Below are 24,720 nucleotides of genomic sequence, written 5' to 3' on the forward strand. Positions count from 1 at the left end.
TGAGCCCATACGGACGCACGCCCGCAAGCCCTGCTCGCACAAACACTTAAGGCGCTCGTGAAACAGTGCCGTGACTTATGGGCAGTATCGCGAAAATTTACGAGTATTTTCCACCGGCAAGGTTAAACGCCTGTGGATTTGCAGCCGGTCAGATCCAGCCTCCGAGTTCCCGCCGCACGATGTGGGACAGCACTTCCATGCCAAGATCGCTGTCGTTCAGACAGGGGATATGGCTGAAATGCTCGCCGCCGCTCTCTTCGAAGATCTCCCCGGCCTCACCTGCAATTTCCTCAAGCGTCTCGAGACAGTCAGCGACAAAGCCCGGGTTCATCACCGCAACATTTTTCACGCCGTCCTTGGCCAGCTGTTCGACGGTCTTGTCCGTGTAGGGCTGCAGCCATTCTTCCGGCCCGAAACGGGACTGGAACGTGACACGCAGTTTCTCGGCATCCCAGCCGAGAACCTCACGCATCAGACGGGTCGTCTTCATGCAGTGGCAATGATAGGGATCGCCCCGGCGGAAGTAGGATTGCGGAATTCCGTGGTAGGACGTCAGCACCACATCCGGCTTGAAATCGAGACTGTCCAGATGCCGTTCAACCGACTTGGCCAGCGCGGTCACATAAACCGGATCGTCGTGATAAGGTGGGACCGTCCGGATCGCGGGCTGCCAGCGCATTTCCAGAAGCGTCTTGCAGACAACGTCATTGACTGTCGCCGTCGTGGTTGCCGAATATTGCGGATAGAGCGGGAACACCAGGATACGGTCGCAACCTTCGTCCTTGAGCGCCTTCAGCCGGTCCGGAATGGACGGCTGGCCGTAGCGCATCGCCCAATCGATCTTCAGCCTACCGTCTGCATCGCCCAGCATTTCAGCCAGCTTGTCCGACTGGCTGCGGGTGATCGTGCGCAGAGGCGACTCGTCCTTTTCCTTGTTCCAGATTTCTTCATAAGCCTTGCCGGACTTGCCCGGCCGGGTCATCAGAACGATGCCATAGAGGATCGGATACCAGATTGCCCGCGGCCATTCGATGACGCGCTTGTCGGACAGGAATTCACGCAGATATCGGCGCATCGGCCAATAGTCCGTGGCGTCCGGCGTTCCCAGATTGACCAGGAGCACCCCCACCTTGCCGCTCTTCACCGAAGGGTGGTCCTTCGGCAGATCGATTTTTCTGAATGCGGCTTCCTGGTCGGCTGCGATCGGCGCGGTCGGTTGAACGGTCATCTGCGGGAATGGTCCTAAAACGGTCTGTCTGTCTGACGCCATACATAGGCCAAGCACATGCTCAGGCCAATGCGGCATTTGTCATACGCAGGTTTGTCGAAGCAGATCACCGAAATTCAGGCGGAAGAGCAACAACCAAAGACCTCATCCTGAGGACGACCGCCAGGTCCGTCTCGAAGACAATCTCAACAGATAGGATTGGGCAACCTGCTCCGGAGTATGCCGCCCATCCTTCGAAACAGGGCTTGCGCGCATCCTCAGGAAGAGACCGAAACTTGCATTCGCTCCGGAGGCACGTCCAGGCGCCACAGCCTCAACCATACTCCCGTTCATCGGCAATCACCTTGCCGTCGTTCGGCAATGCGCCCGGAGGGACGGTAAGAACGTCTCCCTTCAGATGGGTAACCTCGCGCAGCGTTGCCGCGACACGTTCCGGCAAGCCGTTGCCCGAGGCGTCGGTTTCCACCGTCAGTGTCATGGCATCGGTCTCGCCAACACGGCTCACGGCAAGCCGGGCCTTGCTGACTTCGGGATGGGCGGCAACGATTTGCGCGATCTGAGCCGGATCCACAAACATGCCCTTGACCTTGGTGCGCTGATCCGCCCTTCCCATCCAGCCGGCAAGCCGCATGTTGGTGCGTCCGCAGGAGGAGTGTCCGGGAATGATCTTGGACAGGTCGCCGGTGGCAAATCGGATCAACGGGTAGAGGCTGTTGAAGTTGGTGACCACCAACTCCCCGACTTCACCGTCCGCCACAGGTTCACCGGTGCCGGGACGCACGATCTCCACGATGTAGTCCTCGTTGACGACCATGCCTTCCTTCGCTTCGGTTTCATAAGCGATAACGCCAAGATCCGCTGTGGCGTAACACTGACCGACACGGATCCCGCCAGCTTCGTATTCTTCGCGCAGGGACGGAAACAGCGCACCGCCGGAGACCAGGGCCTTCTTGATGGAGGAGACATCCCGGCCCTGGTCCCGGCCGCGATCGAGGAGGATCTTCAGATAATCCGGCGTGCCGACGAAACCGGACGGCTTGAGCACCTCGATCGCTTCGACCTGACTGTCCGTATTGCCGACACCGGCGGGAAACACCGTGCATCCGAGCGCAATGGCGCCCTGATCAAGAATGAAACCGCCGGGGGTCAGGTGATAGGAAAAGGCATTGAGAACCACATCGCCCTTGCGGAAGCCGGCAGCGAAAAGGCTGCGTGCGCCATTCCAGGGATCGAGCCCGGGGGCTTGGGGCTCCCAGATCGGACCGGGCGACATGAAAACCCGGGCGGCTCCCGACAACTCACCGGCCAGAAAACCGCCGAACGGCGGCTTGGCCCGCTGTTTTTCCAGAAGCTCGGACTTGCGCAGAACCGGCACCCTCGCAAGCGCTGCCCGGTCGGTTACGGCGGCAATGTCGCACCCGGCCAGATGTGCGGCCCAACCGGCGGACTTGCCTGTCGCATGGGCCAGATGGTCCGGCAATCGGGCAAAAAGATCCCGTTCGCGCTGAGCGGCGTCCTGCCGCTCGCGCGCGTCAAACTGAATGTCGCTCATGGTCGTCTCCGCCTGTTTCGGCCCTGTGTCTGAAGCCCCGTCAGGCCAGCCAGCGCTTCCTTCGCTTGTAATGTTTGACATTCCGGAACGAGCGGCGGCCTTCACCGCCAACGCCCAGATAGAATTCCTTGACGTCCTCGTTCTCCCGCAATGCCTTGGCATCGCCATCGAGCACGATACGGCCGGACTCCAGGATGTAGCCATAGGTCGCGTATTTCAGCGCCACGTTGGTATTCTGTTCGGCTAGCAGGAAGGACACGCCTTCCTTGTCGTTGAGCTGGCGGACGATTTCGAAGATTTCCTCGACGAGCTGAGGCGCAAGCCCCATGCTCGGCTCATCCAGCAGGATCATCTTCGGCCGGCTCATCAAGGCACGGCCGATGGCGCACATCTGCTGTTCGCCGCCGGAGGTGTAGCCCGCCTGGCTGCCGCGCCGTTCGCGCAGACGCGGAAAATAATTGTAGACCATCTCCAGGTCCGCCTTCACGGCGCTGTATCCATCCTTGCGGGTGTAAGCGCCTGTCAGAAGGTTTTCCTCGATGGACAGGTGGCCGAAACAATGCCGCCCTTCCATCACCTGAATGCATCCCCGGCGAACAAGATCGTTGGGCGACTGGGACTGGACCTCTTCGCCGTCGAACAGGATCTTGCCCTTGGTCACCTCGCCACGCTCCGCGCCGAGCAGGTTCGAAACCGCTTTCAGCGTGGTCGTCTTGCCTGCGCCGTTCGCGCCGAGCAGTGCCACGATCCCACCCTTGGGAACCGTCAGCGACACACCCTTCAGCACCAGTATCACGTGGTCGTAAATGACCTCGATATTGTTGACCGACAGGATTGTCTCGGCAGCTTCCCGAGCGCCCTGCGAACCGGGCTGTTCTACATCCAGCAATGCCATTCCCTCTTCTCCCTGGAAGCTCCGCCGCACGCTGATCCGGCGCGGCGGAGCGGACTGCCTATCAGTTCGGGCAGGGTTCGGTACGCGCCGGCCACGGCGCGTTCTTTTCTGCGTATTCCGCAGCTGCTGCTTCCAGCAGCGGACGGACCACATCGGTCATCGGCTCGATCCAGTCGGAAGCCTGACGCCACTTCTTGCCGTCCCACTCCTGGATGAACACCGGATGGCTGCCGGCATGGTCATCGCAGGTCACTTTCATCGGATGGGCAAAACCCTTCAGACCAAGCTCTGCCAGACGGGCTTCGTCCAGGTTGAGAGCTTCAAGACCAAGACGCATGTCTTCGCCCGTGATGACCTTCTTGCCGGTCAGTTCCTGCGCGGTGCGGATGCCTTCCGCGATGATGACGGAGTTCAGGACGCCGCGGTTGTAGAGCGTGCTGCCGATCGTCTCTGCATCGGTGGAGGAATTGCCGGCATCGACAACATGTTTCTTGATGTCGTCCAGCGCCGGGAAATCGGCACCGACACCAGAGAAGTTCAGTGCCTTGTAGCCCTTGGCGCCTTCGCCGCCAGCCGCTGCATCGTCATCGCCTGCCGACCACCACACACCGATGAACTTGTCCATCGGGAAGCGGATCTTGACGGCTTCCTTGACAGCGGTCGGGTTCATCGCACCCCAGCCCCACATGACCATGTAGTCCGGACGATCCCGGCGAACATTGAGCCATTGCGAGGACTGGTTCTGCATTTCAGCACCCGGAACCGGATACTGCAGCAGCTCGAAGCCGTATTTTTCGGCCAGCTGTTCCAGCAACGGCAAAGGCTCGCGGCCGTAACCGGCGTCGAGGAAGATGTAACCGATCTTCTTGCCCTTCAGGTTTTCAAGGCCGCCTTCCTGCTCACCAATGTATTTGATGACAACGGATGCGCCGTCCCAATAGGTGTCCGGCACGTTGAAGATCCACGGGAACGTGGAGCCGACGGCCGCCGCCGACAGGCCGTACCCCATGGACAGGACCGGGATCTTGTCGACACTTGCCTTCGGGATCAGCTGCAGCGTGATGCCGGTGGAATAGGGGTTATAGACCAGCGCGCCCTTGCCTTTGGTGGCTTCGTAGCACTCGACGCCTTTCTGGGCGTTGTAGCCGGTTTCACACTCTTCAATCGCCACTTTGACGCCACCAATGCCGCCATCGCGCTCGTTCAGCATCTGCAGGTAGTCATGCATGCCGTTGGCGATGTGGATGCCGGAACCGGCATAAGGCCCGGTCCGGTAAGTCAGAAGCGGCACATAGTTGGTGTCTTCTGCCAGGACCGCGGTTGTCATGGCGCCGGTAAGACCGACCCCGAGCGCAACGGCGGTTCCCAGCGCAAGTTGCTTTATGCTTTTCATATTCTCCTCCCACGCGGCATCGAAATGAATACCGCCGGACCGGTTGCGCCATTCCTCACCGGATCGGTCCAAGTCCGGATGGCGGGCGAAAAGGCTGGCAGCCCCTAGTAAGGGAACGGCCAGACCCTGAGCTTCTGCTTCGCGATCTGCCAGAGCCGCGCAAAGCCGTGCGGTTCGACGATCAGGAAGAAAATGATGAGCGCGCCAACGATCATGAAGGTCGCATGTTCCACAGTTTCCGCGGCCAGATCGATGCCGAGCAGGCCCGGTACGAATTTCAGCACGACCGGCAGGATCCAGATGAAGGCCGCCCCCATGAACGCGCCGCCAAGGCTGCCGAGTCCGCCCAGGATCACCATGAACAGCACCTGGAAGGACAGCCGGATGGAGTAGGACGAGGGCTCGGCGGCATTCAGCCAGAAGAACACCATCATCGCGCCGGCAACACCGCAGATATAGGACGACACGGCAAAGGCCATCAGTTTGGTCTGCAGCGGACGGATGCCCATGAGTTCGGCTGCAATGTCCATGTCACGGATCATCATCCACGACCGGCCGATGCGGCCGCGCAGCACGTTCGCCATCAGGAAGGCAATCAGAACCGTGATTCCGAGGACGATGAAGTAGCGTGCCAGCGGCGTCGCCTCCGCACCCGTGGCGATGATCCCGAAGACTTCACGACGCGGGATCTCGATCGCCCCGGAAGCATTGTAGTTGTAAAGCCACGGGATGCGGATGAAGCACCACTCCAGGAAGAACTGGGCCGCAAGCGTCGTCACCGCCAGGTACAGTCCCTTGATGCGCAGGCTCGGCAAGCCGAAGATCGCCCCGATGGCAGCCGAGAACACCCCGGACAAGAGCACCATCACGATGACGTTTGCATCGGGAAAGATCGATGTCAGCTTGTAGGCTGCATAGGCACCGACCCCCATGAACGCCCCGGTTCCGAGCGACAACTGTCCGCAGAACCCGGTCAGGATGTTCAGCCCGATCGCCGCCAGCGAGAACACCAGGAACGGGATCATGATGGAGGTCAGGAAGAAGTCATTGGCCAAGGCCGGAATGACAGCAAATGCCGTGATGAGAATGGCGGCCAGACCGACACGGTCCTGGAGGATCGGGAACAACGCCTGATCCGCCTTGTAGCTCGTCTTGAATTGGCCAGCTTCGCGATAAAACATGGGTCAGAAATCCCTAGATCCGCTCGATGATACGTTCGCCGAAGAGGCCCTGTGGCCGGAACAGAAGGAAGATCAGGGCGATGATATAAGCGAGCCAGGATTCCACCCCGCCGCCAACAAGACCACCCCAGTAGAGTTCGCCGATCTTCTCGCCGAAGCCGATGATCAGACCGCCGACGATGGCGCCCGGGATCGACGTGAAGCCGCCGAGGATCAACACCGGCAAGGCCTTGAACGCGACGATTTCCAGCGCGAAGGACACATCGGACCGCGCGCCCCACATGATGCCGGTCGCAAGAGCCACGAGGCCGGCTGCGAACCAGACGATGGCCCAGATCTGGTTGAGAGAGATGCCGACGGAAAGGGCTGCCTGGTGATCGTCGGCCACGGCCCGCAGGGCCCGGCCGATCCGCGTCTTGTTGAAGAAGATGCCAAGCGCCGTCACCATCACCACAGCGATCACGGCTGCGGCAATGTCGATATGCTGCAGGATGACGAGACCACGGTCGCCGAATTCGAATGCGGTCGACCCGGTGGGCAGCCCCAGTTGTTCGGTGATCATCTGCTTTGGCTCACCGCCGAAGACGAATTCGCCGAAACCGACCAGGAAATACGTGAGGCCGATGGTGGCCATCAGCAGGATGATTTCCGGCTGGTTGACCAGGGGCCGCATGACCACCCGTTCGACACCATAGGCCAGAACGCCCATCACGCCGATGGTCAGGATCAGCGCCAGATAGGCGGGCACCCCGTTTTCGTTGAGACCCACCAGCGTCAAGCCGGCAAACACCACCATGATGCCCTGGGCGAAGTTGAACACCCCTGACGCCTTGAAGATCAGCACGAAGCCGAGCGCGATCAGCGCGTAGAGAATACCGGCGACAAAGCCTTCCCACAGGACCTGCAGGAAGAAATCCGGCATCTGGTACATCTGTACGAAGGGATCGATGAAAATGTCGTAGAGCATGGTTCGTCCCTCCTAGTGGCTCACACCGAGATAAGCGTCGATAACGGCCTGACTGGCCTGCACTTCCTCCGGTGGCCCGTCGGCGATCTTCTTGCCGTAGTCGAGCACGACCACCCGGTCGGAGAGATCCATGACAACACCCATGTCGTGTTCGATGAGGGCGATCGTCGTGCCGAATTCCTGGTTTACGTCGATGATGAACCGGCTCATGTCTTCTTTTTCTTCCAGGTTCATGCCGGCCATCGGTTCGTCGAGCAGCAACAGGTCCGGTTCCATTGCCAGCGCGCGTCCGAGTTCGACCCGCTTTTGCAGCCCGTAAGGCAGTCGCCCGACGGGGGTCTTGCGGATCGCCTGAATTTCCAGGAAGTCGATGATGTCCTCGACCTTCCGCCGATGTTCGATTTCCTCGCGCTCCGCCGGCCCGCGCCACAGAAGCTGCCAGAAGAAGTTCTTGTGCATCCTCAGGGATCTGCCGGACATGATGTTGTCCAGCGTGGTCATGCCCTTGAACAACGCCACGTTCTGGAAAGTCCGGGCGATGCCCTGGCTGGCGGCTTCGTAAGGTTTCATCTTGCGGCGAACCTGACCCTGCCAGGTGATCGTGCCTTCCTGCGGATGATAGAAGCCGTTGATGACGTTCAGCATCGACGTCTTTCCGGCACCGTTCGGACCAATGATCGCTCGGATCTCGCCCTTCTGGATGTCGAACGAAATGTCGGTGATCGCCTTCACGCCGCCGAACGACAGCGAGACATTGTCGACGCGCAACAGCACCTCGCGTTCCGCCGGTTCCTGCGCATCAGTCGGCGTCAATGTCTTGTCGGTAACAAAGGCGTTCATTCGGCGGCCTCCTGTATGCCCGTTCCGGCGGCATGAAGGGACATGTCGCGGATCTCGACAGTGGCTTCGATGGCGCCCTTGCGACCGTCTTCGTATGTCACTTCGGTACGCACATGCTTGGAGGTCGAGCCATCATAGAGTGCATCGATCAATGGGCCGTAGCGTTCGGCGATGAAGCTCCGGCGAACCTTCTGCGTCCGGGTGAGCTCGCCGTCATCCGCGTCCAGCTCCTTGTGCAGGATCAGGAACCGCTTGATCTGCGCGCCTGCCATCATCGGTTCACGGGCAAGATCCCGGTTCACCTGATCGACATGGCTCTCGATCATGCCATAGACGTCGGGATGCGCGGCAAGTTCCTGGTAGGAGGCATAGTTGACGTTGTTGCGTTCTGCCCAGGAGCCGACCGCGGTCAGATCGATATTGATGAAGACCGCGACCATGTCCCTCTCGTGACCGAAGGCAACCGCCTCCTTGATGTTCGGGAAGAACTTCAGCTTGTTCTCGATGTATTTCGGTGCAAACAGCGCGCCGTCATTGAGCTTGCCGACATCCTTGGCGCGGTCGATGATCTTCAGGTGGCCGTTTTCCGCAATGATGCCCGCGTCGCCCGTGTGCACCCAGCCATCCGGCGTCTTGGTGCTGGCAGTTGCCTCGTCGTTCTTGAAATAGCCCACGAACACGCCCGGCGAGCGATACATGACCTCGCCGCTGTCGGCGATCTTCAGCTCCACATCCGGGGCCGGCTTGCCAACCGTATCGCCGAAGATCTCCCCGTCCGGCTGCAGCGTGATATAGACGCTGGCCTCGGTCTGGCCATAGAGCTGCTTGAGGTTGAGGCCAAGCGAGCGGAAGAACTGGAAAATCTCGGGTCCTATTGCCTCGCCAGCCGTATAGCCGACCTTCATGCGGGTAAGGCCCATGCGGTTCTTGAGCGGCGCGTAGACACAGAATTCGCCAAGCGCATAAAGCAGCCTGTCCTTCAGGCCGACCTTCTCGCCGTTGAGGATCTTCTCGCCCACGTTTCGGGCAACGTCCATGAAGTAGTCGAACATCGCGCGCTTGGTTTTGCCGGCGTCTTCCATGCGCACCATGATCCGGGTCAGCATGTTTTCGAAAACCCGCGGCGGCGCGAAGAAATAGGTCGGCGCGATTTCAAGCCGGTCCACATCGATCGTGTCCATGCTTTCCGGACAATTGACGCAATAGGCGGCTGTGAAAGCCTGCGCCAGGGAAAACACGTGGTCGCCGATCCAGGCCATCGGCAGATAGGCCAGCACTTCCTCGGTCTCGTCCAGATGGTCGAACTTATTGCCGTTGCGTGCCGAAATGACGAGATTGTCGAAGGACAGCATCACACCCTTCGGCCGGCCGGTGGTGCCGGAGGTGTAAAGCATCACTGCAATGTCGGAGCCCTTGGCCTCGTTGAACACGGCTTCCCACTCGGCTGCCAGAGAGGGCTTTGCAGACAGCAGTTCACGACCTTTTTCCTGTACCGCGGAATAGCCGTGCAGGTGAGTATGATCGTAATCGCGCAGGCCGCGCGCCTCGTCATAGATGATATTGCCGAGCGACTTCACCTCATCCGCCATCGACAACAGCTTATCGACCTGCTCCTGATCCTCGACCACCGCGAAGGTGACTTCGGCATGACCGAGAACGAAGGCCATTTCCTCCGCGACGCTGTCCGAATAGACGGGCACCGGAACGGCGCCGAGCGCCTGGGCGGCAACCATCGCCCAATAGAGCCTCGGACGGTTCGCACCGACGATGGCGATCTTGTCTCCGGCCTTGAGACCCAGAGATTTCAAACCGATGGAGAATGCGCGGATTTCTTCACACACCTCGGACCAGGTCCAGCTTTGCCAGATCCCGAAATCCTTTTCCCGGAACGCTGTCCGGTCACCGAAGACCTGCGCATTGTGCATGAGTATCTTCGGAAAGGTGTCCTCCCCGCGCGGTGAAGCGCTGGCCGACCCTACCATGAACTGTTTCTTCCCCTGAAGCATCCTGCGTTCGGATGAACACAGACAAGATGCTTCTTCATCTTTTGTCGATCGACAGTCCGCTGTCCGGTGCATTCGCCCATGAGCGGCATGATCTGAAAGGCGCCCCAATTGTTCGGGGTCGTTTCCTGGGGGTATGAAACGCTCTGCCGCGCCAACCTTCAACCGGTAAATTGTTAAAGGCGAACAGGCGGAGAGTTCCAGACCCGATAGAAGCAGGCTAGGAGGCCTGATTTTCAGCAATATGTTTCAATCATGTCGAATTGTTGCAATTGCGCTGCAAGTGCGAAATGCGGGGTGCCTAGACCAGCGCCACCGCACTCTTGCGAACCACCAGCCAGGGCTCCAGCTGAACGCTGCCATTGTCCGGTTTCGCGCCACCGAGCAGATTGAGCAGCAGCTTCGCGGCCTGTTCGCCGACGGCCCGGCGGGGCTGGTGGATTGTTGTCAGCGGCGGCACGAAATGGCCGGCAATGTCGATGTCGTCGAAGCCGACCACCGAAACATCCTGCGGCACGCGGATGCCTGCTTCACTCAGAAAGGAGATGAAGCCGAACGCGGTTCGGTCACTGGCGCAGAAGACGGCTGTTGGCCGCTCCGGCAAGTCCAGCCAGGCCTCCGCGGCCCTGGCGCCGGCTTCCAGCGTGTAGTCTCCCTCGAAGACCCAGGCTTTCGCCGGATCAAGACCTGCGCCGCCCAAAGACGCCCGGAACCCGTCCAGTCTGTCCCGGCCGGGCTTGTGCGACAGCAGCCCCGTGACATGACCGATATTGGCGTGCTTCAACTCCAGCAGGTGCGACACCGCCAGATCCGCACCCATCAGATTGTCGACCACCGCGATGGGCACGGCCGGATCGTCGCTCCACTCGCCGGCCAGCACGATCGGTGGGGACTTCGGGTTCGACGCCCTGATTCGGGAAATCGAGAAATGACCATCCAGGATCACGATCCCGTCGCAATTGTTCTTGCTGAAATAGTCGCTCAGGCTCGAATGCGACATGGACGGTTTACGCGTATCGGCAATCAGTACTTTCAGCCGCCTTTCGGCGCAGACCGTTTCGATGCCCTGCAGGATGTTTGAGAAATGCGAGTTGCCGATGTCGGGAACCAGGGCGACGATCGTTCCGGTATCCCTGCGGCGCAGGTTGCGCGCGGCGTGATTGAGGACATAGCCGGTCTTTTCGACCGCGTCCGACACCCGGCGCCGTGTTTCAGCCGACACTCTGTCTGGGGTCGTCAGCGCGCGGCTGACCGTGGCCGTCGACACATTGGCTGCACGGGCGACGTCCTGAACCGTCGGATTTTTCTTTTTGAATTCGGACTTTGGCATTCCGTGAATGTTAGCCGAGAACAGTCTGACATCGCACGTTTTTTTCAAATGCAAAGAAAAAGTATTTTCGGCCATCGGCCGGTACGGAAGCGGCTTTGGGCCATTCTCTCAAAACGCCCTGCCAGATGGGCAGCGCCTGAAACGTGAGCCGATCAGCCGGCAGACCTCTGGATATTCCAATCGCTCACATGCTCAAAGCTTCTTGCTGCCCAGGCATGACCGGCGAATTTCATCTGCGTGACATTTGTACGGGAATATACATATGATTGAGCGATCTGGGCATTGCGCTTCAATTTGCATTTAGAATTGCTGGAGGGACTGAGATGATCAAGTATTCCAATGGAAATCATCAGGAGCTGTCCCAAAGGCATGCGAAACAGATGCTCGCTGCCTTCGGCTTTCTGTTTCTGTTTTTCCTTTTTGGCAGCTCGCTTGCCAATGCCCAGATGGGTCCCGACTACTGGCAGGTGACAGGTGTGCCCGCCAACGATCACTTGAACGTTCGCAGCGGACCGGGTGCGCGGAATCCTATTGTCGCGACCGCCCCGAACGGTTTCAGTTTTCGAAATCTTGGTTGCCAGGGAAGCGGCAACAGCCGCTGGTGTCACGTGGAAACGCCCGACGGGCGAACCTCAGGCTGGGTGTCCGGCCGCTATTTGCGCTAAGCAGGAACACCAGTTGCGGCCCGGCAGCCACAAGACGACATTCCGGAACTTCACATCCGCCGGAGCGGTGAGATCGAAGTTCGATATCAGAGCGGGTGTACTGCCCTCTACAACCCTGTCGGGCGTCGCATCACCGCGGGATCATCTTGCTCACGAGGACAACTGAACCGAGCCCACAACGCTGTTGAAAGCTACATGCGGGAAAACTCTCCTGCCGTAACGCACGGGCCGGACCGTACATCTCGGAATGTCAGCCTTTCCGGGACGGGAACCTTCTACGGTGGGGATGCCCTGCGCGGCACGATCATGGGACACAAGGAAGGCGCTTATGCGCTTGCTTTCAATTCTGTTGAGGGCTCACCTCTTTGTACCGCCCTGATCAGACATGCACCCGGAACCGTCAAGAGCGAAGCGGCCGCTGTTCACTGCACAAATGGCGCCCACGGCACGGCCGTTCTCGCCAGGAATCGTTCCGGCAATGGTCTGACCATGTCCTTCACACTCAATGACGGCGCTGGTGGATACGTCCTGTTCTAAGACCGGCCGGGCACGGCACAGGATGCGCTGACCTTCCAGATGCGTGCGTATTGGTTCCTGGCCGCTTCCTAATTGGTGAAACGGGGCTGGATCGGCGTTACCGACTTGGAAAAATGAAGGCCAACAAAACCGTATCAGGGGACAGAAAATGACTAAAGGAACTTCTCTTGGGCTTGTCGTGGCTGCCTTGCTTTTTCTTGCCCCCTCATCGGCCTTTGCCGCGCCTCCCGAAGCACAGTGGATGCGCTATCCGGCTATATCGCCTGACGGAACACAGATCGCTTTTTCTTATGCCGGTCAAATCTGGACTGTCGATACCGAAGGAGGAGAGGCCCGGCCGTTGACCAACGGTCTCTGGCACGCCACTCAACCCGTCTGGTCACCGGATGGCCAGTCCCTGACCTTCGCCGCGGACAGGCACGGTCAGTATGATGTCTTCGTCGTGCCGGCCTCAGGTGGCGCCGTGTCGCGCCTCACCTTTCACTCCGCCAACGATTTTCCGATGAGCTTCACCCCTGACGGTTCGCAGGTGGTCTTCTCCTCCATCCGGCTCGGCGACGAAAAAGCGGATGCGACCAACTCGGTTTATGGTTTGGGCAGCTATTACGCCCGCCCTTATACGGTCCCCGCCAATGGCGGCCGCACCCAACCGCTTTTACCCACAACAGCTTTGAATGTGTCTTATCGACCGGACGGTACGCTGCTTTACGAGGACAATCCGTCCGTCGTCGAAAACCAGTGGCGCAAGCATCACGTTTCCGACGCCTCACGCGACATCTGGGCCTATACGCCCGTGAACGGGCATCATGAGCAGTTGACCGAATTTCGCGGTGAGGATCGAGACCCGAACTGGAATGCCGACGGCAGTTCGTTCTACTGGCTCAGTGAACGGGGCGGCAACTTCAACGTCTGGCAACGATCTTTCTCCGGCGGCGAACCGGCCCAGGTCACCTTTCACGAACGCTGGCCTGTTCGCTTCCTTTCGGCTGCGAACGACGGCACACTTGCCTATGCCTGGAACGGCGGTCTCTGGCGGCTCGACCCCGAAACTTCGGAACCCGTTCGCCTGACGGTGACGATCGGTCAGGGCAGTCTTATCGACACGATCTCGCTCCGCGACGTGACCGGTGAGATTTCGGAGGTGGTCGTTGCGCCCGGTGGAAAAGAGATTGCCTTCATCGCCCGTGGGGAGGTTTTTGTCACCGGCTGGAAGAGCAAGGCCACACGACGCATTACCAACACCGTTGCCCAGGAAAGAGACCTGGCCTTTTCGTCCGACGGGCGTCGCCTTGCCTATGCGAGCGAGCGCGGTGGTGACTGGGACATCTATGAAACGCGCATCGACGACGAAGGAAGCGACAAGGAACACCTGTTTTCCGATCCCATCCACCTCAGTGAGCACCTACTGATCGATGACGAGGCGGATCTTTTTCAGCCGAAATATGGTCCGGACGGCAAGCGGATTGCCTTTCTGAAAAATCGGACCGAACTGCGGGTCCAGGACCTTGAAAATGGCACGTCGCTCCAGGCGCTCGCCGGAGACCAGACTTATTCCTACAATGATGGCGACCTGACCTACCAGTGGAGCCCCGATGGTCGGTGGCTGTTGACGCGAACCGGTTTTTTCAGCACCGCGGAAGTCGCGCTGCTCGCAAGTGACGGGTCTACCCGCCACAATCTTAGCCAGAACGGCTTTGTGGATCTTTCTCCGGAATTCAGCGCCGATGGGTCCGCCGTCCTCTGGTTGTCCGACCGATATGGCCTGCGTTCGACAGAGGGAAAAACGGAGCAGCTGGACGTGATGGCCGCTTTCCTGACACGTGAAAGCTGGGAAGATTTTCACCAGGCCAGCGCCGAACGGTCACGGGCGGATAAGGACGATCAAGACAAAGCAGCAGAACTGGAGCCGGAGTTCTCCGGGATCCGCCATCGTACGTCCCGGCTGACCCAGCACTCCGGGAACTACATTCTTTACCGGCTCATGTCTGGCAACAGTTCTTTCGTTTCCGTCATGCCAACACCGGCAGGAACACTGCAGGCCGGGGTTCGCGATCTGACAAACGGTCAGGAGCGTCAGATCTTCAATATTCCCGCGTCGACAGTGCTGGCGATCGAGAGCGATCCTGAAGGAACCGCTCTCTTCGTGCTCAACCCCGGACGCATGACCCGTTACGACATCGCCAGCGGCAAATCTGAAACAGTGCCCTATCACGCAGAAGTCGACAGAAGTGTCCGTGACGAAGTCGACTACATCGTCCGCTCGAATTGGCGCGCGACAGCGGAAACGTTCTATCGCGAAGACATGCAGGGCGTGGACTGGGTTGGCGTGCGCGACCATTACCTGGGTTTTGCTCCGCACATCTTCCATTGGGAAGATCTTGCGGAGCTGCTTGGCGAGATGGACGGCGAACTGAACGCTTCGCACCAGAATCCGAGCTATCACCGCATGGATCCGTTGGCAGATGCCACCGGTGTGCTCGGGCTCTACTATGATACGGACCACCGCTCCCACGGCATGAAGATTTCCGGTGTCTTGCCGGGTGGCCCCGCCGACCGCAAGAACAGTCCCCTGGTTCCCGGCGCCACGATCCTGGCCGTCAATGACGAGACCATCACACCGGATATCGACATCGATCGCCTGCTCAATCGCACGGTCGGCAAGGAAGTCAGACTGACCGTTGCGCCCTCGGATAGCAGTGATCCGGTCGACACCGTGGTGACGCCCATCAGCACAGCCCGGGAGATTGCACTGGCCTATCAGCGGTGGGTCGCAAAACGCCGGCAAATCGTTACGGACCTGTCGGACGGCCGTCTCGGCTACATTCATCTGCTTGCCATGAAGACCGAGCCCTATCGCACTGCCTATGGTGATCTGTTCGGCCTGCATCCGGACGCCGAAGCAGTGGTGGTCGACATTCGCAACAATGGTGGCGGCAATCTGCACGACGAACTCATCGTCATGCTGACGGGAAGGACCGACGCGTTCAACCGCGCCAGAGATGGTCATATTGTGACCCGCATTCCGATCGGGCGCTGGACGAAGCCGAGCATTCTCCTGCAGAACGCGGGCAGCTATTCGGACGGATCCGTGTTTCCGATGCTCTACAAGAAAAAGAGCGTGGGCAAGATCGTCGGCGACCGCACACCAGGGACAGGGACGGCTGTAAGTGAAGTCCCCCAACTTGAGGCGGGACTTCGATATCGCGTACCGGAAATGGGTTTTCAGCTGACAGACGGAACCTGGTTTGAAAATACGGAAATCGAACCTGATGTCCTTGTGCACAATGATCCGAACATCATTGGGAAAGGGCGCGATCCTCAGCTGGAGGCTGCCGTCAAAACCCTGCTTGAGCAACTGGACTAGCGCATGCGGCGTGGAGCTCACGTGAATACGAAGGACGACAAGACCGGTTCCGGTGAAGGTAGGCAGCCATGACGCAAGTTCAGGCCATGCGAGGATCACAAATCCGCATTGCGATATCACTGGCGACACTGGTTGCCTGGATGGCCGTCAACCTTCTTGGGACCAAGCTGTTCTATCCGCCGGAAACCGCATTGGACGAGCTTGTGACGGCAGGCATTAACTGGCCGATCCTGCTCGCCTGCGTGTTGCTGATCATGGTTATGCTTTGGCGCCGCTGGACAGACCTCTGCTTCCGTGCGCCGGAGCCCGGCACCCTGAAACTGCTCTTGTTTCCGGGAATTCTGGTTCTGCTGGTACTGGCTCTGGCAGCAATGTCGGGATTGCCGCCGGTCGGCGTGATTATCCTGGTTGGGGTGAACACGCTTCTGGTCGGTTTTTCGGAGGAAACGATGTTTCGGGGCATATTGTATCGTGCCCTGCGCGGTCCTTTGGATGTCTGGCCGGCGATCCTTGTGACCACTGCGGCTTTCGGCTCGGTCCATATTCTCAACGGTTTCACGACCGGGGATTTTACCTCGGCGATTACTCAGGCAACAACCGCGGCCTGTACCGGCTTGCTGCTGATTGCAATCCTGCTTCGAACCGGATCGCTCTGGGCTGCCATCATCTTCCACGCGTTGTGGGACTGGGCGACATTTCTGGTCGTTCTTGCCGCTAAAAACGCCAACCAGCCTTCAGCTGTGGACGCAGCGAGCGCAGCTTCGCAGGGAACTCTGATCCAGACTATCGCGCCTTTCGCGATGATATTGCCGGGTACGCTATACGCACTTTGGCTTCTGCGCCGCGTTCACAGAATACGGCCTTCGGAAGAACACTAGGCACTTTGAAAATCTCAGGCGAACCGAAATCCGTCCGTCCCAAGCTGGACATGCGCTGTTGCCGCCCAGTCAAGGCAACCACGCGAAACATCCACAATGCAAAATGAATACGCCCCAAAACGGGGGAGGCCCGGCAGTTTGGAGTCTGCCGGGCCGATTGACTGACTGGAGGTCAAAGTTAGTCAGTCAGAGTCTAACCGTAAGATTAGAAGGTACGCTGCATACGAACACCGAAGAGGAGTTCGTCCTGGTCACCCTGGGTGTCCACATCGGTGTTTGCGTAACCAACGTCAGCACCCATGACGAAGCCGGAGACCGGCTCCCACTGAACCGAACCGTCGATTGCGTAACGGGTTACGTCGTTCAGGCCGGATGCGGCGTCGATGTCGGCATAGGAACCGTCAAGCGCGAGGCCGATCGTGGAGGTTGCCTGGATGTAGGCACCAGCGGACAGCGAGTAACCGGTGGAGGTGTCGCCGTTGTTGAAGTCGTCTACGCCGTCATACGTGGTGATGTAGGACAGTGCGCCATCAGCGTAGAAGCCCTGGAAGAAGATGTTCGAACCGGGGTTGAGCATCGGCAGGTTGATGGCTGCGCCACCGCCAACTGCAAAGCCGAGTTCGTCTTCGCCACCATTGTTGGTGCGGTTGGCTGCAGCATCCGGGTAAACTTGATGCAGGGCACCGGACAGCTGTGCGGAACCCCAACCCTGGGAAACACCGAGAGCAGCAACGACGTCCGGAACACGGGTCCCGCCGTAATCACCATATTCACGATCGGAACGGTCTTCCAGAGCGATAGTCGCGGAGAAGCCGTTGCCGAAAGCTGCGGTGTAGGCAATCTGGTTGGACGTCACGTCGGACCAGTCACGATCCACGACACCGACAAAGGCCTGACCGGTGAAGATGTCGAAGTTCGACGTCAGACGACCAGCCGTCAGACCGCCCCACTGAATGTAGGCGTTTTCAAGCGTGGTGCTGTTTTCGCCGTTGGTAACGGTGGAGTAGATGGACACGTAGGTGCGCAGGGTACCGAATTCGGTAGCTGTGCGAGCGTCCAGGTACAGGTAACCGCGGGACAGCCAGGAGTAACCGTCTGAATCGCGGTCACTGAAGGCGCCGTCTTCCAGGACGTTGTTGACAACGACCTGAGTACGAACACGGCCGCCAACGCGCAGGCAGGTTTCAGTACCCGGGATGTAGTAGAAGCGCGCGCCATATGCGTCACAGACGCGAACATAGTCTACCGGCTCCGGAGCGACCGGAAGGTCGGCCGCCTGGGCGGTGGTTGCAGCAGCAGCTGCGGCCGCGCCGAGCATCAAACTCTTGAGTTTCATTACATTACTCCAGTTTCAAATTCAGTCGGAAGGCTGAAGGAACGGATTCGAATACTTTCACGCGACCCCTTCAAACGAACCTTTAGACTACCAACAACAAGCGTTTACTTGCACCCCGTTGGCCGTCTCCGCATCAAAAAGCCAGTTTCGCCGACGGAATTCAAGCCAGAATTTCTCCCTGGCGAACATTGGTATTTTGAGTCATATTTTTGCAACACATTGAAAATCCATCATTTTTTACAACTTTTCACTTTTTCATTTTTTCCCTTGAACTCCCAAAATCGCATCCCCATATGCACCGCCCCTTCACTACTTTAAATACTTTGCGATTATTTGAGGTGTTTTTCTTGCATTTGCTTCCGCAATAGCGAAGAAAGTCATGACTACACTGTTCAGTTTACTGATTTGAGAAACAAGCCATGCAATAGAGAAGAAATCGCGTTCACGATTTTGTCTATTTTTCCTACAGTTTTTCGCGATTTTTCGAACAGTCTGAAATTTAAGATAGGTATTTCTTGAAAACTACAGTTAAGAATGCACCGCACGAAAACTCGCCGGTTTCCAAAATCGGCGAATTTTCCTCCTATCAATTTTTATTTGATAAAAACGTGATCGCTACTTGAAAACTGAAGTCGTGAAACAAATCTATTTGGCACGGCTTGCCTGCCCGCCCGGCACCGCCCTGCCCACGGCCCTCTCCAGCCCCCATTTCGGAAAAGGAACTTCCATGGCTGAATCAGAAGAAGGCGAGATCTACGATTCGCCGAACCTGATGGCACTCACCGCGGGAATCGTTTCCAACTATGTGACGAACAATCCGGTTCCACAGCAGGACCTGATCGAGCTCATTCTCGACGTCCACGTCGCTCTGGAAACGGCGACCAACAATACCCCGACGGTTTTTCGAGCCCCACTCGTTCCGGCGGTTCCGATCAAGCAGTCGGTGACACCGGAATTCATTGTCTGCCTTGAGGACGGCAAGAAATTCAAGTTTCTGACGCGGCACCTGAAAACGAAGTTCAATCTGACGCCGGCAGAATACCGTCGGAAATGGGGCCTGAGCGCTGATTATCCGATGGTTGCTCCAAACTATGCGCAAAAACGCGCCGAAATGGCCAAGGCCGCGAAACTGGGGCACCGCAAGCGCTGACAAGGTTTTGAAGACCGGCTGCGCAGTGCTATATTCCCGATATGGACGTCAGGCAGATGAAACTCAGCCCGCAGGCGCGCAAGGCGATCATGAAAAACGATCCCAAGGCGCGGCTGAAGGCTATGGTTGAACTGGCACCAGGAAAGACCCCCGACGACCTGGCAATGCGCCAGACCGGTGCAGGCGCACCGGAACTGTTGTCCTGGAGCCCGCAAAGCCACTTGATGACACTGCTCGTCACTGCGGAAAGCCTCAACGCACTCGCCGAGGATACCGCCGTCACCTATATCCAGGTCGGCGGAGCGATGCGACGCTGAGACCGTCGCATCCGCATCCGTTTTCTCAACTCCACCAAGATTACGTCAGTGCATCGGTACGCCCGGGCTGATCCGGATCGCGCAGCAGCCGCAAGGCGCGCGCCGCATTGACCCGGCCAAAGCCCCAGGCGACATCGAACCCTGGCGTCCCGTCCGGATTGTCGGACGTCGCCATCAGGATATTGGCGATCTGAAGCGCTGACAGGGAGCGTGCTTCCTGCAACAGCAGGGCAACAATTCCGGCAACATGGGGAGCTGCCATACTGGTTCCCGATTTCAGCACACGCACCGGATGAACCCCGCCGTTGCCGTCGCTCCGCCCGCCTCGGGCACCCGATGCGGCGATATTGGTACCGGGCGCTGCAACTTCTGGCTTGTTCCGGTTGTCTCGTGTCGGCCCGCGGCTTGATGAGGCCGCCGGCGACAGCGAATAGTGGCTGTAGTTGGCAACGGCAATGGCCCGACGTGTTGTCGCCGGTGTACCGAGCGTGCGGACGGGGTCGAAGTCGCCTCCCTGAAAGAAAGACTGGTCCGCGAAATTGTTGCTCCGGTCGCGCAAGTCACGTTCGATCCAGGCATCGAACTGCCCGTTTTCCCCTTCCAGCGCTTCCAGCTTCACCGTCCATACACCGGGTCTCAACATCCCCAGACCGAACGGTGCTTCCAGTTGCATGTAGATCCGCGCTTGCCCGTTCAAGCTCGAAAAGCGCTCCGAATCGATAAAGACCTCGTCTTCAAGCAGGGATTTTCCGGGTGTCACCGGCCCGTATTGTGTCCCGTCAGGCGCGGTCAGGGTAACGGAGAACCTGTCGACACTCGAATACCAGATCTCCAGTTCGCTCGATGTCCTGTCTGTTCCCGTCTGGGTAACGGACCCATCGGGCAAAGGCATGCCTCCGCCTGTTTTCCAGCGCAGCTCGCGGCTTTCGCCCGTATTGAGTGTTCCAGCGGCATGTCCATGCCAGACATGTTCGTTGCCGGCCGCACTCACGAACGCCCGTCCCAACGGTTCAAGCAGCCGGTCGATCGCCCGCTCGACAAGGCTCTCCCCGTCGTGACTGCCGCCGTTCTGCCCGAGGCTCATGTTGATGACGCATGGCATGTCGAGTGCATCCGCCTTGCCCATGATATAGGCGACCGCATCGACCACATGGCTGGAATCGGTGAATGTACCGGACCCGTCCCGGGTATCCGGCTGCACGAAAATCAATGTCGCTTCGGGCGCAGCTCCAAGATGCGTCCCTTGCGCGAAGTTGGCGTCATGCGATCTGCCATTACCGGCTGCGATACCCGCCACATGCGTGCCGTGGGAACCGGCATCGGGATCATGCCGGACAACGCTGAAGGGATCGGACGCGTTCAGCGCCTGATTGATCTGGTCGGCAGAATATTCCACACCATAGGCGAAACCGTCCGGGGCGTGCTCGCCCTGGCGGACATCAAGGCTCTGGTCCCAGAGAAAGGCCAGCCTGGTACTACCGTCAGCATTGCGGAAATCATCGAGCGTGAAATCCATACCGTAATCGATGATGCCGACCAGAACGCCTGCGCCCGTCCGGCCCGGAACACCGGCGCTTCCACTATGCACCGTGTCGGCCCTGGTCTCGGCAAGAGAGCTTTCCAGCATCGGAAACCAGCGCCGGCCCGCTTCAACCGCCTCGACCGACGGATGTGCATTCAGCTCCACCATACGGCTCATCGGGAGGGACACGGAGTAGATCTTGCCCGCAACATGCACCCAGTGAAAATTTTCGAACGCTGCAGGCGGCCGCTCCTCCTGCAGTTCGACGAGAACCCGTTTGACCTCTCCCGGCGAGACCCCGCCGTCAGACGCAGCCCCGACCGCAAATTCATCCAGGGCGGCTTCGGTTTCAATTGACTTCAGTTCGGCCTGGGCCGCTGCTCGGCGCAGCCTCGGATCAAGTTTCTTTAATTGCATGGATGCCTCCAACGCAGAAAAACACAGTATGAAATACCCGGCCAGCATATCACGAAAGGCGAAGTTTTTCGGCCTACACGTCAGGGCTTGTCTCTTGTGACATGAAGAACCGCCATTCTCTTCTCGGATGAATGGTCAAACCAGTCTTTCAGGCTTAATCTCACCTCATGGAGGAGACACAACAGCTCAAGACGCAGCTTGATCTGATGCAGGCGGCACTTGACCACATCAATCAGGGATTTTCGGCCTTCGATGCCGATCTCAGACTTGTCGCGTGGAACCGGGGTTTGTGGGAAATGCTCGATTTCCCCCAGGAGCTGGCCCGGCGCGGCACGCATCTGGAAGCCTTCTTGCGCGTCAACGCCGAACGCGGCGAATACGGCCCGGGAGATATCGAAGGCAAGATCCAGCGCCGGCTGGAACGGGCAAAACTGTTCGAACCGCATTATTTCGAACGCATCCGCCCCAATGGGCAGGTGATCGCCGTTTCAGGCACGCCCCTCCCCCGGGGAGGTTTCGTCACCACCTATTCGGACGTGACCGAGGACCGCCGCCGGCAGGAAAAGCTGGAACGCACGGTGGAAGAGCGCACCCGCGCCCTGCAGCAGTCGGAGGACTGGCTCCGTCTCGTGACAGACAATATTCCGGCCCTGATCGCCTATCTGTCGCCCGGCCCCGTGTTCCGCTTCGCCAACCGCCGCTACGCCGACTGGTTCGGCCACTCCGTCGCCTCGATAGCGGGCCGCCCGGCACCCGAAGTGGTCGGCGAGGAGCTATTCAAGGAACTCGAGCCTCATATCAACCGCTCTTTCGAAGGCAACGCGGTCAGTTACGAATATCAGCGCAACCGGTCGGACGGCAGCATCGCCTATATGCGTTCCACACTTATTCCGGACATGACCAAGGACGGCAGAACGCTCGGGATCTTCGTGCTGTCGCTCGACGCCACAGATCAGAAACAGGCGGAGGCTGCGCTTGTGCAGTCCCAGCGCATGGATGCCGTCGGCAAGCTGACAGGCGGGCTTGCCCACGACTTCAACAACCTGCTCGCCATTCTCATGGGCAATCTCCTGTCCCTCGGGCGCATGGAAACGCCACTCGACCGGGCAACGCTTGACAGCAAGCTTTCGCCCATGCTCGAGGCAACCAAACGCGGATCGGACCTGATCCAGCGCCTGCTTGCGTTCAGCCGCGGCAAGGCCATCGATCCCCAGAACGTCTCTCTGGCCAAGGTAATCGCCAGTGCCGGCCGTCTGCTGGAAGGCTCGCTGCCGCCCTCGGTTGACGTCACCATTACTGCCGAGGACAAGGAAATCGGTGCCTGCATCGACCCGACGCAGATGGAGACCGCGCTGATCAATCTGGCTTTCAATGCCCGGGACGCGATGCCCGACGGCGGCACGCTGACCATTACGCTGGATGAATGTGAACTGGACGCCCGCGAAGCAGAAGACCTGGGCATTTCGTCCGGAAAATTTGCGCGCATTACTGTCGGCGACACCGGCGGCGGCATGGATGCGGAAACTCAGCTAAGGGTGTTCGAACCTTTTTTCACCACCAAGAACTTCGGCACCGGCAGTGGTCTCGGCCTGTCGATGGTTTACGGCTTCATTCGTCAGTCAGGCGGGGCAATCCACATTTCCAGTGCGCTCGGCGTCGGCACCTATCTGACCCTCTATCTGCCGTACCAACGCATCGCCGTTTCGGCCGGCCGGGACACGGATGAGGGCGAAGCGGAGTTGCTGAAGCCGGGTCAGGGCGAATTGCTGTTGCTTGTGGAGGACGATCCGGATGTCGCCAACACCGTGACAGATCAGTTGCAGAACCTCGGATACGCGGTTCTCAGGGCTGAAAATGCCGAGGATGCCCGCAGCCTTGCGCTGGACCTGCCGGAACTGCGCGGCGTCCTCAGCGATATCATCATGCCGGGGCAGATCAATGGGCTGGCGCTGGCACGGGAGATCCAGCAGAAACGGCACGATCTGGGCATAGCGCTGATGTCCGGCTACGCTGATTGGTCCGATCTTGCAGGACAGGAAAATGCCTGCGAATTTCCCGTCTTGGCGAAACCTTTCGCAGATGCTCAACTTGCAGATACCCTACAGAAGATTCTCTCACCGACTCCAGATCCGGCCTGATGGTTATACGAAGAGTGTTGCTTATGACCCATTCAACCGGAGAGGAAGAGCCTTTGCCACCTGCCGGACATCTTTGTCCGGCGACCACGGTCTGACGATCCTTCCGAAGGACCAAAATCGGCACTCTTTGAAACAGGACACAGGAACACCCCTTGCAGACACGCTCCCTCCAGGCAGCCAAACGCACAGTATTCATTGTCGACGACGAGCCGGAGATCGGCAACTTGCTACTGGACGCCCTGCTCCAGTTCGAGATGGAGGGCAAGTTTTTTTCAACGGCCGCCCAGATGCTGATCGCGCTCGGCCTGGAAACGCCGGATGCCTGCATCGTCGATCTTGGCCTGCCCGACATGGAGGGCATGGCGCTGATCAACGAGATCAGGCGCCGGTCCTCGGTGCCGATCATCGTCCTGTCGGCCCGCGGACATTCGACCGACCGCGTCATGGGGCTGGAACTCGGCGCCGACGACTACGTCGTGAAGCCGTTCGACCCCCGCGAAGTGGTTGCACGCATCCGCTCCATCCTGCGCCGGGCATCCGACCAAACCCCGGTGAAGGCCAGTGTCGACTGTGCCCGCTTCGAAGGCTGGACCTACCAGCCGGCCTCTCACTGCCTGACCTCTCCCGAAGGCGAGGAAACGTTTCTGTCGACCGGCGAAGCCACCTTGCTGGAGGCCCTGCTGAGAGCGCCAAAGCGCGTGCTGTCGCGCGACTATCTGCTGGAACATGGCGGCCGCGACGAGAGCCTCGACCGGTCCATCGACGTGCGCATTTCGCGTATCCGCAAGAAACTCAACCGCAAGAACGAACCGGCCCACATCCGCACCATCTACGGCTCCGGCTACATGCTCGCCTGCGATGTGAAGTGGAGCTGAGGCGGAACTTCAGGCTTTTGCAGGCAGCATGTTGGAAAGACCTGCCTGCATTTCGTTCCCGAATGTCCTTCCCGCGTGTCCGTCCGCCGAACACGGGAATTCGGGAAGCGTTCAAACCAGCCACGAATTTTT

At 59.1% G+C, this 24,720-nt stretch carries 19 protein-coding genes; 8 read left to right on the forward strand and 11 right to left on the reverse strand.

Annotated features, from left to right (window positions below; translation table 11 throughout):
- Nucleotides 1-148: 148 nt before the first annotated feature.
- The 9 genes from hemH to ACYQ54_RS09775 form a co-directional block, all read right to left on the reverse strand.
- The gene (hemH, locus tag ACYQ54_RS09735) at nt 149-1,228 is read right to left on the reverse strand and encodes a ferrochelatase (protein WP_460081481.1); all 1,080 of its coding nucleotides are present in this window, start codon (nt 1,226-1,228) and stop codon (nt 149-151) included.
- A gap of 313 nt (nt 1,229-1,541) precedes the next feature.
- Nucleotides 1,542-2,780, reverse strand: coding sequence for a phenylacetate--CoA ligase family protein (locus ACYQ54_RS09740; protein ID WP_460081483.1), 1,239 nt, complete (start codon nt 2,778-2,780; stop codon nt 1,542-1,544).
- A gap of 40 nt (nt 2,781-2,820) precedes the next feature.
- Entirely contained in the window at nt 2,821-3,675 is an 855-nt protein-coding gene (locus ACYQ54_RS09745; protein ID WP_460081484.1) for an ABC transporter ATP-binding protein, read from the reverse strand.
- A gap of 61 nt (nt 3,676-3,736) precedes the next feature.
- The gene (locus ACYQ54_RS09750) at nt 3,737-5,068 is read right to left on the reverse strand and encodes an ABC transporter substrate-binding protein (protein ID WP_460081486.1); all 1,332 of its coding nucleotides are present in this window, start codon (nt 5,066-5,068) and stop codon (nt 3,737-3,739) included.
- 104 nt (nt 5,069-5,172) lie between these two features.
- Nucleotides 5,173-6,249 carry a branched-chain amino acid ABC transporter permease gene (locus tag ACYQ54_RS09755; protein WP_460081488.1) on the reverse strand — a complete coding sequence of 359 codons (1,077 nt, stop codon included), beginning with the start codon at nt 6,247-6,249 and terminating at the stop codon, nt 5,173-5,175.
- A 13-nt stretch (nt 6,250-6,262) separates the two neighbouring features.
- Nucleotides 6,263-7,216, reverse strand: coding sequence for a branched-chain amino acid ABC transporter permease (locus tag ACYQ54_RS09760; protein ID WP_460081489.1), 954 nt, complete (start codon nt 7,214-7,216; stop codon nt 6,263-6,265).
- Between the two features lie 12 nt (nt 7,217-7,228).
- Entirely contained in the window at nt 7,229-8,056 is an 828-nt protein-coding gene (locus ACYQ54_RS09765) for an ABC transporter ATP-binding protein (protein ID WP_460081490.1), read from the reverse strand.
- On the reverse strand, nt 8,053-9,981 hold the full coding sequence (locus ACYQ54_RS09770) for an AMP-binding protein (RefSeq protein ID WP_460081492.1): 1,929 nt from the start codon (nt 9,979-9,981) through the stop codon (nt 8,053-8,055). The genes ACYQ54_RS09765 and ACYQ54_RS09770 overlap by 4 nt, the downstream gene beginning before the upstream one ends.
- A 379-nt stretch (nt 9,982-10,360) precedes the next feature.
- Nucleotides 10,361-11,389 (reverse strand): LacI family DNA-binding transcriptional regulator, encoded by a 1,029-nt coding sequence (locus ACYQ54_RS09775; protein WP_460081493.1) that lies wholly within the window; start codon nt 11,387-11,389, stop codon nt 10,361-10,363.
- Nucleotides 11,390-11,655: 266 nt separating this feature from the next.
- Between ACYQ54_RS09775 and ACYQ54_RS09780 the strand changes: the two genes are divergently transcribed.
- From ACYQ54_RS09780 to ACYQ54_RS09795, 4 genes are all read left to right on the forward strand, one after another.
- Nucleotides 11,656-12,054, forward strand: a complete 399-nt coding sequence (locus ACYQ54_RS09780; protein WP_460081496.1) for an SH3 domain-containing protein — start codon at nt 11,656-11,658, stop codon at nt 12,052-12,054.
- Nucleotides 12,055-12,249: 195 nt separating this feature from the next.
- Complete coding sequence (locus tag ACYQ54_RS09785) at nt 12,250-12,591, forward strand: hypothetical protein (RefSeq protein WP_460081498.1); 342 nt, start codon at nt 12,250-12,252, stop codon at nt 12,589-12,591.
- Nucleotides 12,592-12,739: 148 nt separating this feature from the next.
- On the forward strand, nt 12,740-15,955 hold the full coding sequence (locus ACYQ54_RS09790) for a S41 family peptidase (RefSeq protein WP_460081500.1): 3,216 nt from the start codon (nt 12,740-12,742) through the stop codon (nt 15,953-15,955).
- Between the two features lie 68 nt (nt 15,956-16,023).
- Nucleotides 16,024-16,833, forward strand: coding sequence for a CPBP family intramembrane glutamic endopeptidase (locus tag ACYQ54_RS09795; RefSeq protein ID WP_460081501.1), 810 nt, complete (start codon nt 16,024-16,026; stop codon nt 16,831-16,833).
- Nucleotides 16,834-17,038: 205 nt separating this feature from the next.
- On the opposite strand, the gene ACYQ54_RS09800 is transcribed toward ACYQ54_RS09795, so the two are convergent.
- A complete protein-coding gene (locus ACYQ54_RS09800; RefSeq protein ID WP_460081503.1) occupies nt 17,039-18,169 on the reverse strand; it encodes a porin in 1,131 nt (376 codons plus the stop codon).
- 727 nt (nt 18,170-18,896) lie between these two features.
- Here ACYQ54_RS09800 and ACYQ54_RS09805 point away from each other — a divergent pair.
- Both ACYQ54_RS09805 and ACYQ54_RS09810 read left to right on the forward strand, forming a co-directional pair.
- A complete protein-coding gene (locus ACYQ54_RS09805) occupies nt 18,897-19,319 on the forward strand; it encodes a Ros/MucR family transcriptional regulator (RefSeq protein WP_460081504.1) in 423 nt (140 codons plus the stop codon).
- A gap of 56 nt (nt 19,320-19,375) precedes the next feature.
- Nucleotides 19,376-19,636 (forward strand): hypothetical protein, encoded by a 261-nt coding sequence (locus ACYQ54_RS09810; RefSeq protein ID WP_460081505.1) that lies wholly within the window; start codon nt 19,376-19,378, stop codon nt 19,634-19,636.
- Between the two features lie 40 nt (nt 19,637-19,676).
- Here the strand turns inward: ACYQ54_RS09810 and ACYQ54_RS09815 are convergent, their stop codons facing one another.
- Nucleotides 19,677-21,575 (reverse strand): S8 family peptidase, encoded by a 1,899-nt coding sequence (locus ACYQ54_RS09815; RefSeq protein WP_460081506.1) that lies wholly within the window; start codon nt 21,573-21,575, stop codon nt 19,677-19,679.
- Between the two features lie 167 nt (nt 21,576-21,742).
- Between ACYQ54_RS09815 and ACYQ54_RS09820 the strand changes: the two genes are divergently transcribed.
- Together ACYQ54_RS09820 and ACYQ54_RS09825 are read left to right on the forward strand one after the other, a co-directional pair.
- The gene (locus tag ACYQ54_RS09820) at nt 21,743-23,713 is read left to right on the forward strand and encodes a PAS-domain containing protein (protein ID WP_460081509.1); all 1,971 of its coding nucleotides are present in this window, start codon (nt 21,743-21,745) and stop codon (nt 23,711-23,713) included.
- A 152-nt stretch (nt 23,714-23,865) separates the two neighbouring features.
- Nucleotides 23,866-24,588 carry a response regulator transcription factor gene (locus ACYQ54_RS09825; protein WP_460081510.1) on the forward strand — a complete coding sequence of 241 codons (723 nt, stop codon included), beginning with the start codon at nt 23,866-23,868 and terminating at the stop codon, nt 24,586-24,588.
- Nucleotides 24,589-24,720 lie beyond the last annotated feature (132 nt).

Source organism: Roseibium sp. LAB1, assembly GCF_054658235.1.